This is a genomic window from Vibrio agarivorans, from assembly GCF_030409635.1.
Taxonomy (GTDB): domain Bacteria; phylum Pseudomonadota; class Gammaproteobacteria; order Enterobacterales; family Vibrionaceae; genus Vibrio; species Vibrio agarivorans.
The window spans coordinates 211,105-223,282 of sequence record NZ_JAUFQF010000004.1 but is presented as its reverse complement, the minus strand read 5'-3'; the positions used below and the strand labels follow the sequence as shown (position 1 = coordinate 223,282).

General features: G+C 45.3%; 15 protein-coding genes. 3 read left to right on the top strand and 12 right to left on the bottom strand.

Annotated features, from left to right (window positions below):
- Positions 1–11: 11 nt before the first annotated feature.
- The 4 genes from QWZ05_RS09425 to QWZ05_RS09410 all read right to left on the bottom strand — a co-directional run bounded on the left by QWZ05_RS09425 (position 12) and on the right by QWZ05_RS09410 (position 2,572).
- Entirely contained in the window at positions 12–707 is a 696-nt protein-coding gene (locus QWZ05_RS09425; protein ID WP_290298114.1) for a fimbria/pilus periplasmic chaperone, read from the bottom strand.
- The gene (locus QWZ05_RS09420; RefSeq protein WP_290298112.1) at positions 707–1,414 is read right to left on the bottom strand and encodes a fimbrial biogenesis chaperone; all 708 of its coding nucleotides are present in this window, start codon (positions 1,412–1,414) and stop codon (positions 707–709) included. Before QWZ05_RS09420 ends, QWZ05_RS09425 begins: the two co-directional genes overlap by 1 nt.
- A 64-nt stretch (positions 1,415–1,478) precedes the next feature.
- Entirely contained in the window at positions 1,479–1,991 is a 513-nt protein-coding gene (locus QWZ05_RS09415; protein ID WP_290298110.1) for a hypothetical protein, read from the bottom strand.
- 80 nt (positions 1,992–2,071) lie between these two features.
- On the bottom strand, positions 2,072–2,572 hold the full coding sequence (locus tag QWZ05_RS09410; RefSeq protein ID WP_290298108.1) for a hypothetical protein: 501 nt from the start codon (positions 2,570–2,572) through the stop codon (positions 2,072–2,074).
- Positions 2,573–2,876: 304 nt separating this feature from the next.
- On the opposite strand from QWZ05_RS09410, the gene QWZ05_RS09405 reads away from it, so the two are divergent.
- Entirely contained in the window at positions 2,877–3,536 is a 660-nt protein-coding gene (locus QWZ05_RS09405) for a response regulator transcription factor (RefSeq protein ID WP_289961933.1), read from the top strand.
- 65 nt (positions 3,537–3,601) lie between these two features.
- On the opposite strand, the gene QWZ05_RS09400 is transcribed toward QWZ05_RS09405, so the two are convergent.
- The 4 genes from QWZ05_RS09400 to tsaA all read right to left on the bottom strand — a co-directional run bounded on the left by QWZ05_RS09400 (position 3,602) and on the right by tsaA (position 6,647).
- Positions 3,602–3,793, bottom strand: coding sequence for a DUF4250 domain-containing protein (locus tag QWZ05_RS09400; RefSeq protein ID WP_264874940.1), 192 nt, complete (start codon positions 3,791–3,793; stop codon positions 3,602–3,604).
- Positions 3,793–3,999 carry a YaeP family protein gene (locus QWZ05_RS09395; protein ID WP_264874941.1) on the bottom strand — a complete coding sequence of 69 codons (207 nt, stop codon included), beginning with the start codon at positions 3,997–3,999 and terminating at the stop codon, positions 3,793–3,795. The genes QWZ05_RS09400 and QWZ05_RS09395 overlap by 1 nt, the downstream gene beginning before the upstream one ends.
- Before the next feature lie 134 nt (positions 4,000–4,133).
- Entirely contained in the window at positions 4,134–5,849 is a 1,716-nt protein-coding gene (locus tag QWZ05_RS09390) for a proline--tRNA ligase (protein WP_264874942.1), read from the bottom strand.
- Between the two features lie 102 nt (positions 5,850–5,951).
- Positions 5,952–6,647, bottom strand: a complete 696-nt coding sequence (gene tsaA / locus QWZ05_RS09385) for a tRNA (N6-threonylcarbamoyladenosine(37)-N6)-methyltransferase TrmO (protein ID WP_264874943.1) — start codon at positions 6,645–6,647, stop codon at positions 5,952–5,954.
- Between the two features lie 330 nt (positions 6,648–6,977).
- On the opposite strand from tsaA, the gene QWZ05_RS09380 reads away from it, so the two are divergent.
- Positions 6,978–8,567 carry an AbgT family transporter gene (locus QWZ05_RS09380; protein ID WP_264874944.1) on the top strand — a complete coding sequence of 530 codons (1,590 nt, stop codon included), beginning with the start codon at positions 6,978–6,980 and terminating at the stop codon, positions 8,565–8,567.
- A 72-nt stretch (positions 8,568–8,639) separates the two neighbouring features.
- Here QWZ05_RS09380 and QWZ05_RS09375 read toward each other — a convergent pair whose 3' ends face one another.
- Both QWZ05_RS09375 and QWZ05_RS09370 read right to left on the bottom strand, forming a co-directional pair.
- The gene (locus QWZ05_RS09375) at positions 8,640–9,089 is read right to left on the bottom strand and encodes a YaiI/YqxD family protein (RefSeq protein ID WP_264874945.1); all 450 of its coding nucleotides are present in this window, start codon (positions 9,087–9,089) and stop codon (positions 8,640–8,642) included.
- On the bottom strand, positions 9,086–9,385 hold the full coding sequence (locus QWZ05_RS09370; RefSeq protein ID WP_264874946.1) for a hypothetical protein: 300 nt from the start codon (positions 9,383–9,385) through the stop codon (positions 9,086–9,088). The genes QWZ05_RS09375 and QWZ05_RS09370 overlap by 4 nt, the downstream gene beginning before the upstream one ends.
- An 889-nt stretch (positions 9,386–10,274) precedes the next feature.
- On the opposite strand from QWZ05_RS09370, the gene QWZ05_RS09365 reads away from it, so the two are divergent.
- Positions 10,275–10,799: a GNAT family N-acetyltransferase gene (locus QWZ05_RS09365; protein WP_264874947.1), complete on the top strand. Its 525-nt coding sequence runs from the start codon at positions 10,275–10,277 to the stop codon at positions 10,797–10,799.
- On the opposite strand, the gene QWZ05_RS09360 is transcribed toward QWZ05_RS09365, so the two are convergent.
- Together QWZ05_RS09360 and QWZ05_RS09355 are read right to left on the bottom strand one after the other, a co-directional pair.
- Positions 10,759–11,058, bottom strand: coding sequence for a DUF3301 domain-containing protein (locus QWZ05_RS09360; RefSeq protein WP_264874948.1), 300 nt, complete (start codon positions 11,056–11,058; stop codon positions 10,759–10,761). The two genes, QWZ05_RS09365 and QWZ05_RS09360, sit on opposite strands and share 41 nt — an antisense overlap.
- Entirely contained in the window at positions 11,055–12,098 is a 1,044-nt protein-coding gene (locus tag QWZ05_RS09355) for a DUF3549 family protein (protein WP_264874949.1), read from the bottom strand. The genes QWZ05_RS09360 and QWZ05_RS09355 overlap by 4 nt, the downstream gene beginning before the upstream one ends.
- Positions 12,099–12,178 lie beyond the last annotated feature (80 nt).

Genomic DNA, 12,178 nt, shown 5'->3' with positions numbered 1-12,178 from the left:
TCATCCTTGCATTAATCTTTGATGGGGGAGGTGCGTTTCAAGGTTAAAGGAGCAGAGAAGTTAAAGCTCGAATCAAGTTCTACCAGCGGTATCCGCAGATGGCTCGTGCTCATGGGCGGGAAGAACACATTTCCCACTGAATCGGCTAATTGAGCAATGACAGGCTTGCTACTGGTATCAGTCAGCGTGTAATTGACCAGTGAGTCGTAACCACTCCCTTGGTTCTCTACCTTAACGACTAAAGATTGCGACTCGACATATTGATCGGCTATTGCAATGATGGGTCGGTGCTGCTTGTCCGCAATATGAATCAATGCGTTATAGTCTATTTGCACGTCAACGCGACTCGTGCTGGGCTCGGTGACAACATTGATCTTTGGTGTGGTGAAACGGATATAGAAACTACGTGAACGATCCATCGTCCCAGCGACTTGCCATATCAAGCGGATACTCTGTTTCGCACCTGGTTGAAGTAAAACTGCTGGTGGATAAACCAAAAGAGCATCATCTGCCTCAAGCAGTGCCACCGCCTGAGCAAAGTCGATTTCTAATACTTGTGTATCGACGGCTAATGGTTGGGCAGTTGGATTAGAGATGATGATTTGTCCCTGCTGCTGGCGGTTCATCTCTAATACCAAAGGCTCTATAACTAATGCCTTGCATGTTATAGGAATGATCAGCATTAACCATAGAAAGCCACGAGTCATTACTTGCTTTCCTTGATCTGAACGGCCATGGCTTGAGGTTCAATACCGTCAAAAGGGATGAACTCAAATGAGCGTGTTTGCTGAGGAAGCAGTAAGTTGCCGCTGATGTGTGATCGAATATCATTCGCTGTAATGGCGAGTAAACTGCCTGGCGAACCAACCTTCCATTCCATTCTTGATAGGCGAGCGTAGCTGGTACCATTATTTGTTAGTTCCAAAAACCATTTCCCGTTTTCTGTGTAGGTGCGTTCATGTTTAATGTCTGGGCTTGAGTTTGCGGGCTTTACATTGAGAAGTGTTAAAAATTGATACTTCATCTTAATGCTTGATTCCCCTTTATTTGAGTTGTTTTGTACCTCTGCTTGGTCGAACACGACACGATAGCTTTTTGATGTAAGGATTGATGGATCGCCAATGTAGCGCACTAAGATGGATTGAAACTGTCCTGGCTGCACAGTGACTGTGGGGGGAATGACGAGAATATCATCGTAAGCTTCGACTAACTCTTCTGTCTGGTTTTCATTAAATTGCAGGTGGTAGGGGTCGATTTGTAACTCTAACGGTTCTGTGCTGGTGTTCTCAACCTTCATCATTAATTGAGAATTTGACCCACTTGGTGATATTTCGCTTACCATGGGTTGTACGCTGTAAGCAAAAGAGAGCGTTGAACATGTGAAAAGAGAGAGTATGAGTAACAGTCTTGTCATAACCAACTTCCGATTTATTGAAGGTATGAGGCCTGAACCTCATACCTTTATCTATAACGATGGCTTAGTTGGCCGCGATCTGAATAGTTAGAGTATCTAAGTACTCACCCGCATAGGTTGCACTCTCTTTTAGCGTCACCAAGACATTACCTGACTGGCCAGCGCCGGCCAGTGTTGCTGATGCAGGCACTTCTAAAGTAGCAGACTCATTTTCGCCTTCAGTGGTTACAAGGGTGCTTGAAGCTGTTCCGACAGTCAGTTTTGCCTCGTATTTGACTTTTTCAGATAGCAAGTCAATGTTTGTTAGGCCGCCCTGAGCAGAGGTCATTGTGAGGGTGGCACCATCAGGGTCATTACACTTAAACGTAATATCGCCGTCTAGAGAGTCATCGACAGAAGGTGTACCGAAGTTCATTGTGTCATTGAGTAATGTGCTGCTGAAAAATGATACGTAACATGTACTCTCTACTTCTGCTTCCAATTCAAAGTCAATTGGTTCACCAGAGAAGTCTGGATCCGCATAAACCTGACCTGCCATTAGTACGCTGACTGCTGCTGTTAGTGCTAATTTTTTCATGAGTAAAACTCCGTCTTTACGATAGTTAGTTTTGGGTTCCATGCTCATGGCATAGAGTTTTTTGCCTTATGGCAAAACCTTTAAGGACTCAGAATTAACCTTGGTGCCAAACTGACGGTTACCGTATCTCGGTAAATACCGGCAACAATGAGAGGTTCTTGCAGCTCGAAGGTCAGTTGACCAATCGCTGAATAAGGGATTGTTTGGCCTGAGTCGAAATAGTGTATCTGTTGCAAATCAGGGCTTTTTATCTCGCTGTTGATCAGGGCTTTAGGGACGCTGACCTTGACAGAGTAGGGACTGAGTAAATTGGAGCTATCATGCTTTATGCCCCCGTTGCGAGATTGAATGCCTAGTGACATGGGTTGATTACAATAGAGATCTAAGTCAACACGAGAGAGAGTGTTATTGCGCAATGTGACAGCAGCTTCCTGCTCTAGCGTTAGATAGCACATAGACTCGATATGCCCCGAAACGGTCATAGAAAGATCATCAGAGGCACACACTTGAACTGAGAGGGCACTGGCGCACAAAAACGCTGCACATAGCCTGCGTGGTACTTTGGTATATCGAATGTCCATTTCAGTTTCTCCGATCGAGTAGAGAGCCTCTTACTCGAAAAATAACCCGTCCTGTTGGTGAAAAAATATAATCTGAGATAGAAAATCGGTCAGTACGATAGAGGTTGTATCACTGAAAAAAGTAGTATTTTTTTCTCATACTTTTTATGAGGTTAATTCTGGTTTTGTATTTACATCAATGATTTGTGTCGATAAAAGTATTTTTTGCACTGATGTATAGTGGCGCAAAAATTAACATTTTGGATTGAATGTCACATTAAAGTGGCTAGGATAGGATTGTACTTAGAGTAAAGGACCAACAGGCATGAATAAGAATAATATGTCGGTACTGCTACTAGGGAACGCAAATATAACAACTAAGTTGGTAGAACAGCAGCTAAACCATTTAGCGCAGTTCGAAGTGATTTCTTGTTCAATCGATAGGCTTAATCAGAACTCGAAATTTGTAAACGTTTGTTTGATATTAATGGACTTTCAGGATGCTAGAAAACTGTCGATATCAGAGCTGTTATGGACAGAGATCATCAGTCATGATCTAATCATCTATAACGTCCCCCAGCGTTTTCCTCAAGAGGAGATCATACAGTGGCATGGCTTAAAGGGTATGTTGTTAAGTGATGCACCTGCCGATCACCTCACACGAGCAGTTGAAGAGATAATGAGCGGTGGTACATGGTTGCCGCGCAACGTTATGGGTAAAATGCTTGAGCGATACAGGCAAGCAAATGTCGGGTATGAGACAAGTCTTACCCACTTAACTCGGCGCGAAAAGCAGATACTTGAACGGCTTGTTCAAGGGCAGTCGAATATAGAGATTGCGGATGATCTATTTGTTGCAGAGAGTACGGTGAAAACCCATATCTATAAGCTGTATAAAAAGCTGGGAGTGCGGCGGCGCAGCGAAGCGGTCTCTTTTGTGTCTCAACTTCATCATATACCGCAACCAGTCGATATGATGGGCTAAGAGTACTCTTGTGCCAATAGCGGGAAGTATTGGCACAAGAGTTCTAGTTCTAGAGTTGTTCTAATTTACCTAAACTGACCTGCGTCAGGCAGATAATCAAACCCAGCAGCAGCGAGCTTTGCTTCTAGCGCTGCTCGATCTATCTCGAAAAACACCGCGAGTTTGTCGAGATCCCCTGAAAAGTCATCACGCAACTTCATGTTAACGATACTCATCAACATGACTGGATCCATGTTTTCAAAGTTTGAAAGGTTCATTACTTATCCTCAAAATCAGAGATCAGTAAGTTTGCCGCAGCAAAGGCTGCTTTTTCACGCGCCTCTTTTGGTAATGACTCATCCGCAGCGATCTCATTGAGTGCCTTGACTGCACAACTGATCGCTTGTGGGATATACGCTTGATCGCCACTGCCAATTTGAGCGTATAGCTCGCGAACTAATTCACAACAACCGTAAACTTGCATGAGGTTTCCTTATTCTTTGGTCTTTGACCCTATTCTAACTGCCAGACAATATACACACTGCAAAACGCAAATACAAAAAAGGGCTGAGACTAGTGCTCAACCCTTTGATTTAAAGCAATTGCGCTGGTGAGTGATTAGCTCAGCTGTGCTTTCACGTGCTCGACGATATCTGCCATAGCGATGGCTGTTTTATCACCTGTACGGCGGTTCTTGTACTCGAAGTTGCCTTCTTTCATGCTGCGATCACCAATCACGATAGTGTGTGGGATACCAACAAGTTCCATATCTGAGAACATGACGCCAGGGCGCTCTTTACGATCATCGAACAGCACTTCAATACCCATTGCAGTCAGTTCAGCGTAGAGCTTTTCAGCCGCTTCTTTCACTTCTTCTGACTTGTGCATGTTCATCGGTACGATAGCGACTTGGAAAGGAGCTAATGCGTCAGGCCAGATGATGCCGTATTTGTCGTGATTCTGCTCAATTGCAGAAGCAACGACACGAGAAACACCGATACCGTAACAACCCATCTCTAGGATAGTGTTCTTACCGTCAGGACCAAGTACACCTGCGTTCATTTTCTCAGAGTAGTTAGTACCTAGTTGGAAGATGTGACCTACTTCGATACCACGCTTAAGCTGGATAACACCTTGGCCACATGGGCTTGGGTCACCTTCGACAACGTTACGCAGATCTTCTACTTGGCCAAGCTCAACATCACGACCCCAGTTGATACCGAAGTAGTGCTTGTCATCCACGTTTGCGCCAGCACCAAAGTCACTCATAACAGCAACTGAACGGTCAACGATGAATGGCAGCTCAAGGCCGACAGGACCTAGAGAGCCAGGGCCTGCACCGATGAGTGCACGAATCTCTTCTTCTGTCGCCATCTCAAGAGGAGAAGCCACTTCAGCAAGGTTTTCTGCTTTGATTTCGTTTAGCTCGTGATCGCCACGGATGATCAGCGCGATGATGTCTGCGTCAATTTCATCAGAGGCTTTAACGAAGAGTGTCTTAACGGTTTTCTCGATAGGGAGATCAAATTGCTCAACAAGCTCAGCGATGGTTTTCGCATTTGGCGTATCAACCAGCGTCATCTCTTGAGTTGGCGCGGCCAATTCTGTTGCTGGAGCTAATGCTTCCGCTTTTTCGATGTTGGCAGCGTAGTCAGACTCAGAAGAGAAGGCGATAAGGTCTTCGCCGCTTTCTGCGAGTACGTGGAATTCGTGTGAGCCATTACCACCGATAGCACCGGTGTCAGCCAACACTGGGCGGTAATCAAGACCCATGCGGTCAAACGCTTTACAGTATGCGCTATGCATCGCTTCGTATGACTTCTCTAGACCTTCTTTGTCTAAGTCGAAGCTGTATGCGTCCATCATTGAGAATTCACGTGCACGCATCACGCCGAAACGTGGGCGGCGCTCGTCACGGAATTTAGTTTGAATTTGGTATAGGTTTAACGGCAACTGTTTGTAAGAGTTCACTTCATTGCGCACTAGACTAGTGACCACTTCTTCAGCCGTTGGGCTAAGAACAAACGGACGCTCATGACGGTCGGTAAAGCGCAGAAGCTCTGCACCCATCTTTTCGCTACGACCAGTCTCTTCCCAAAGCTCAAACGGCTGCACTACGGGCATTAAAGTCTCAACTGCACCTGCATTATCGATCTCTTGGCGAACGATGTTTTCGACTTTACGCAGTACACGCAGACCGGTAGGTAGCCAAGTATATAGACCTGAAGCTAGCTTACGGATCATACCTGCACGTAGCATCAGCTGGTGGCTGATAACTTCTGCGTCGTTTGGAGTCTCTTTCAGAGTAGAAAGAAGATAGTTACTGGTACGCATTCTATGGTATCCGTTTCATCATATTTAAAGGACCCTGAACCAAGTTGTTATTGGCAGAGGGAATCAAATCAAGCCGTGTATAATATCAGCCAATTGGCTTTGTCAAAAGCCTTCTATTGCAGTAACTGTTACTAACTTGTCGCTTACTTGGAATTTTACGTTCATATCGTACAAATTCACCGCATATTCTTTAGTGTCAGGCTTGTTTTTCTTATAGGCCGGGCGAGGGTCTTGAGCCAACACTTGGTGGATCACCTGTTTTTCACTCTCACCTTCCAAGCGTTGGTCTAAGTATAGGTTGGCTTGCTCACTAAAAGTAACCGGTAGGGTATTGGGTTGCTCCTCTGCGTAACTCCCTTGCGCCTCGGGTATAGAGTCGGAGTAGGGGATATAGGGTTTAATATCCACGAGCGGGGTGCCGTCAACCAAATCGACACTGCCAAGTTCGATATAAACTTGGTCTCCCTCAATATGAATGCCGTTAATTTCCACCGCAGACATGCCAATACCATTTGGACGAAAAGTAGAACGCGATGCAAATACGCCGATACGTTCATTGCCACCTAGGCGAGGAGGGCGAACGGTTGGTTTCCAACCCGCCTCAAGGTTTTGGTCGAATAGGAATAACAGCCAAACATGAGAGAAATTATCCAAGCCACGTACCGCTTCCGGGCAGTTGGCTGTCCCGATGAGTTTTATGCGTGCAGTTGCGTTCTTGGTAAGGCGTGGCTGACGAGGAACGGCAAACTTTTCTTTGAAGGGGCTCTCAATAACCCCAATTGGTGTAATGTTAAACATTGATCAACTTCACAAAAATGGATGCAATAGGCTTATTATATCGAATAACATCGAGTCGCAGTAAATTAGAACTCTCGAAAACCGACTTATTGAGAGAATTATAAGTGACAACGGGGCGTTATAGATGAATCGGGTTGGTTTTTATGGTGTTGTTAAAATGTTGTGTTTTTATTCTTTTTTAGGTTTTTTATGTAATTTATACAGAAAGTATGGGTTTTTATGATGCGTTGATGACTTTTTGCCCTTCAAATTTTTGTCATGTTGCAGTAACCTGCGCGAGCTTTGTGTTTCGTTCGCACAAGGCTACAAAACAAAATAAGGAGGGAACAGGTGAGTTCATCTGCTTCAATTAAAGATACAAACACACAGAAGAAATCGCTGTTTACGCGTTTTCTTGATGCAGTAGAATATTTAGGGAATCTACTGCCACACCCAATCACACTATTTGCTATCTTCTGTTTAGCGATTCTCGTGAGTTCTGGCATTGCAGGCTATTTTGATGTCTCTGTTATGGACCCACGCCCAGAAGGCGCACCGGGTCGTGCTGCTGACGGTATGATTCATGTAGTGAGTCTGCTTAATGCTGAAGGTCTTCAGCGTATTGTTACTAATCTGGTCTCAAACTTTGTTGGTTTTGCTCCTTTAGGTACTGTATTAGTTGCAATGCTGGGTGTTGCGATTGCTGAGCATTCAGGTCTTCTTTCTGCGGCAATGCGTGGCCTAGTGATGGGCGCATCTCAGCGCATGGTAACCGTAACGGTTGTCTTCGCGGGTATTATCTCAAACACAGCCTCTGAGCTTGGTTATGTGGTTCTTATTCCACTAGCAGCAATGCTATTTCACTCTATGGGTCGTCACCCACTTGCAGGCCTAGCAGCCGCTTTTGCTGGTGTATCGGGTGGTTACTCTGCAAACCTTCTTATCGGTACGGTTGATCCACTGTTGTCTGGTATTACAGAAACAGCGGCGGTTATGATTGACCCAACTTACCGAGTAGGCCCAGAGGTGAACTGGTACTTCATGTTCGTTTCAACCTTCTTCATCTCATTTGCTGGTGCATTTGTAACGGAGAAGCTGGTTGAGCCTAAGCTCGGCAAATACAACGAAGAAGAAGCGGCAGAAGATCTTTCTGGCGATACCATGGGTAAGCTGACAGACATCGAGAAGAAAGGCCTGAAAATGGCGGGTATCGCTGTTTTGGTTGTCAGTGCTCTAATTGCTTGGACTGTCGTTCCTGCTGACGGTGTACTACGTACTGCTGACGGTCAGATCTCTGGCTCGCCTTTCTTAAGAAGTATCGTAGCATTTATCTTTGTTTTCTTTGCGATTCCTGGCTTTGTCTACGGTAAAGTAACTGGCGTGATGAACACTGACCGTGATGTGATTGACGCGATGTCTAAGTCAATGTCATCAATGGGTATGTACATTGTTCTGGTATTCTTCGCTGCTCAGTTCGTTGCTTTCTTTAGCTGGACAAATTTTGGCCAAGTTATCGCGGTAACCGGTGCAGAGTTCCTACAGAACATCGGTCTAACTGGCCCTGCACTGTTCTTTGCATTCATCCTAATGTGTGGCTTTATCAACCTAATGATTGGTTCAGCTTCTGCACAGTGGGCGGTAACAGCACCTATCTTTGTTCCGATGCTGATGCTAGTTGGCTACGCACCTGAAACTATTCAGGCGGCTTACCGTATCGGTGACTCAACGACAAACATCATTACGCCAATGATGAGCTACTTCGGCCTTATCCTTGCGGTAGCAACTCGTTACATGAAGAATCTAGGTATCGGTACGCTGATTGCGACGATGCTTCCTTACTCACTTGTCTTCATCGTGGGTTGGTCACTACTGTTCTACATCTGGGTATTTGTCCTAGGCTTGCCAGTAGGTCCTGGTGCGGCAACGTACTACACGCCTTAAGGCGAATTGATAGAAACAAAAAAACCTGCTTCGGCAGGTTTTTTTGTTTCTATAGATAAGTAACCGTTAGGCTTAACGCTTTTGTTTGGCCAGCCAGCGGTCGAGTTGATTGGCAAACTCACGACGTTCGGTTTGACTGAGCGCAGCAGGGCCACCCGTTTGAATACCACTTGAGCGCATCGTATCCATAAAATCACGGATATTGAGGCGTGCTTTGATGGTCTCTTTGGTGTAAAGCTCGCCACGGGAACTCAGTGCCAGCGCACCTTTTGCGATCACTTCATCCGCAAGTGGAATATCAGAAGTAATGATCAAATCGCCATTTTGGCAGCGTTGTACTATCTCGTTGTCGGCAATGTCAAAGCCCGCTGAGACTTGCAATGAACGAATATTGTTGCGCTTTGGCAATGGAATGGCGTGGTTTGCAACAAACACACACTCAACACCAGTGCGTTCTGCAGCGCGAACCAGTGTTTCTCTGATAACCTTCGGACAGGCATCGGCATCAACCCAAATCGTCATGCTTTCTCACCGACTTTCTCACTAATTAGCGCTTCTAGTTGCTCTATCCTAGCCGTCAGTGTTGCTACTTTGTTCTCTAGTTCTGTCAGGCGATCGCTTGGCTCTTGCTGGGCAGCAACCTCTACTTTGGGTATACGCTTTGCATTTTTCCAGCTTCTGATCGCGGTGATCAAGGCTGGCATAGGTACACCGGTGGAAATGCGGCTTTTTACTAAAGCTACGGTTGGCTCTTTGCCAAGAGCGTGAATCTGCTCAATCGCCGCCTCAATTTCTTGAGTGACATCTTTGGTTAGCATAAGCGCTCCTATCAAAATTCGGCTAATTGCTTGGTAGTGATCATGATAACGATTCTTTGTCTGGAACGGGAGTCTTTTTACCGAAGGGATAAATGGGCAACTGAGTGTGAGAGATCTCTTACACCCTATGTGAGTATTTAGCATTTTGTGAGGTGGATTATGACCTGAATTCTATTTAAGTTGTTGTTATTTATTGTTTTAGTGGTTGCTTTGTGTTTTTTCGGAGAATTTCTATTTTCTAGCTGTATTGAGAGAGTCACTCGTTAGAGGTAGATTATAGGTGTCGGCAGGGAGTCGACTTAAGGATAAAAATCGAGCTTTAGGAATAGAAGCCGATACAAACAAGGTTGTTATTGCAGGAAGCCCAAGGACAGAGACTTACAGGAAGTAAGACTAGGGACGAATAGGATGCACTTCAGGATGAAGTAGGATGCGCATTTAGGATGAATGCAATGGACACCACTCACGGATAGGGTGATGAGTACTTTTCGAGGATGAAAAGTATTATGGAAGTAAAGGACACCGCTAGGTAAGGCGATGAATGGAAAGCTGAAGGATTCAGCACTATTACGGATGATGCATGGAGCATAATTTGTAGCCGGATCGCTGCGAGTAAGACTTTAGCCCCGATACGAGAGTATCGGGGCTTGTCTTTTCTGGCTCTATGCCACTTGAAAGTAAGTGGTTATTTATCGGTATACGACTCTCAATAAAGAATGCTCGCTTAACAGTAAAGAGCACAACAATAATTTCGTCAGTTCGCACTTTTACTATCTATCTTTGATAACCGTCTATTTTGGCAACTATCCAAGATAACTATCCCGTTTACGAACCTCTGTCGTTGAGCCTTAGGCACACTGGCAGCGATATGATTTTGTGAGAGTATGTTGTGACATTAGTGACGCGAAGAACACTGTTACTGCCTTACAGTAATGAATTCAGAAATGAATTCATTATGTTGAACTGTTGCCCTAAGAATCGCGCGCAAATGAACGGTCCACATACTGTTGCCAGTGCGAAGCAGCTATTTGATTCGATGATGAGCGATGAGTCTAACTACTCAGTAGCCGTCGTCCAAAGCAGCACCAATGAGTATATTGGCCACCTGTTTATTTCTGATCTAGATACGACCCCCGAGCTTGGCTTTATTTTTGACAAATCAGTATGGGGACAGGGTTTAGCGACGGAGTCATTGCTGGCATTCTTCCCTAAAGTAGTGAAGCACCTTGAGCTGACTCAAGTTAAGGCGTCGGTCAACATTGATAACCTCGCTTCTTTAAAGCTACTTGCTAAGCTGGGGTTTAAAATACAAGGCCAAACCCGTGATGAGTTTAGCCCCTATTATGAGTTGATGTTTAGCGTGAACGCAGACACTACATACGATGCGGTGGAAGAGAGAAGTTCATTGGCCTAAACCCTATCATGACTAACTCTCCCACATAACAATCATCGCCAAGAGCGGAGAACTCAAATTGATAAACTGTATGCCAACGCCAGCGACCTGCTGGCGTTTTTATTCTATGCGCCCCTAATGCAATGCTCACCAATTGAAGATCAAGTTGATCACACTTTCTTGAGATTGCCGCTTTAGCGAGCTCCGCTTGACGACGCTGTTGCCAAAAAAGGAAGCAAGCGAAGCTCAGTCCTAGAATCGCTAACAAGTCGCCTATCATTGGCCTGCCTTTGCGTGGTCTTGTAGCTTAATTAGCGCTTGAGCAAGTTGAGGTGAAGGGTTGCTGTGCAGGAGTGGAAGCATCACGACACGCAGCTCTGGCAACATAACTAAGTCAGCAAACAACTGATTAAACAGCGCTTGGTTTCCGGTCTCTGCAAGGCGGAGTAAAAACAGCTCTGCGGTTTTTGGGTCAGTAAGCCAATGCCAACTGCGCCCAGCGATACCGATGAGTACTTCTTGATGGCTCAATCGAGAGGAGTTCAGGATGGCTTGGTAAATATCAGCAACACTCTGAGTTTGCGCACCAGAAAGCGCTCTTACAAGGGCAGATAGAAGGAAAAGGTCTGGCTCATTGCTTTCGATTTGTGCTTTGGCTTGGTCACATAAACGCTGTGCCAACTTCTCAGGAAGCGGAGTATGCTCAAGCGCACCTAATAATGCGTACAGCGGTTCATTCGGCAGGCTTGCTAGGGCTTTGCGAACCGCGACATGATTCTGCTGCGATGATAGGCGTGCCGCGATGTCGGTAATACCTTGCAAGCCCACAGTTTGCCAATTGTTCCAACCCAAATCGCCAGTAAAATAGTGCTGTGCATGCTCGTAGTATTGGCTTGTTTCTAAGTTGAGCTTTGCGCGGATGTGACTATGGAATACCGCCATTTTGTCTTCATTTGGCTTAAAGGTATAAGGGTTATTAGCAAGCTTTTGCTGCTGCTCATCTGTCATCTCACTGCTAAGTCGAGAGCCCATCGCTTCTAAGACAAACTTTATGAATTGACCGACATCGGCTTGTTTTAGCAGGCCTCTTTCATCCAGATTAAACTTGAGGAACCAAATCCAAGGTTGCTGAGATTCATTCCAGTAAGCGATGGCAAGCTGGGCCTGACGCTGCACTGGGTAAGGGTAGGCTTGTAACCCCTTTTCGACTTTTTCAAAAAGTGTATTTTCAATGGGTTGAATTCGGCGACCAAGATCGTAAATTTGGTATTCACAACCGCTATTTTGAAGAAGTTCAGTCAGGGTATGCAGCGTTTCCATAAGCACTCAGCAATAAAAGAGAATAATACCCTGTTAAATGGTATCCTTAGCGCCATTTTCAAGGTCTAGATGCAATTTAC

Coding starts and splice junctions, on each gene's coding strand:
- QWZ05_RS09425 (WP_290298114.1), bottom strand. CDS start 707: ATGACTCGTGGCTTTCTATGGTTAATGCTGATCATTCCTATAACATGC.
- QWZ05_RS09420 (WP_290298112.1), bottom strand. CDS start 1,414: ATGACAAGACTGTTACTCATACTCTCTCTTTTCACATGTTCAACGCTC.
- QWZ05_RS09415 (WP_290298110.1), bottom strand. CDS start 1,991: ATGAAAAAATTAGCACTAACAGCAGCAGTCAGCGTACTAATGGCAGGT.
- QWZ05_RS09410 (WP_290298108.1), bottom strand. CDS start 2,572: ATGGACATTCGATATACCAAAGTACCACGCAGGCTATGTGCAGCGTTT.
- QWZ05_RS09405 (WP_289961933.1), top strand. CDS start 2,877: ATGAATAAGAATAATATGTCGGTACTGCTACTAGGGAACGCAAATATA.
- QWZ05_RS09400 (WP_264874940.1), bottom strand. CDS start 3,793: ATGAACCTTTCAAACTTTGAAAACATGGATCCAGTCATGTTGATGAGT.
- QWZ05_RS09395 (WP_264874941.1), bottom strand. CDS start 3,999: ATGCAAGTTTACGGTTGTTGTGAATTAGTTCGCGAGCTATACGCTCAA.
- QWZ05_RS09390 (WP_264874942.1), bottom strand. CDS start 5,849: ATGCGTACCAGTAACTATCTTCTTTCTACTCTGAAAGAGACTCCAAAC.
- tsaA (WP_264874943.1), bottom strand. CDS start 6,647: ATGTTTAACATTACACCAATTGGGGTTATTGAGAGCCCCTTCAAAGAA.
- QWZ05_RS09375 (WP_264874945.1), bottom strand. CDS start 9,089: ATGACGATTTGGGTTGATGCCGATGCCTGTCCGAAGGTTATCAGAGAA.
- QWZ05_RS09370 (WP_264874946.1), bottom strand. CDS start 9,385: ATGCTAACCAAAGATGTCACTCAAGAAATTGAGGCGGCGATTGAGCAG.
- QWZ05_RS09360 (WP_264874948.1), bottom strand. CDS start 11,058: ATGATAGGCGACTTGTTAGCGATTCTAGGACTGAGCTTCGCTTGCTTC.
- QWZ05_RS09355 (WP_264874949.1), bottom strand. CDS start 12,098: ATGGAAACGCTGCATACCCTGACTGAACTTCTTCAAAATAGCGGTTGT.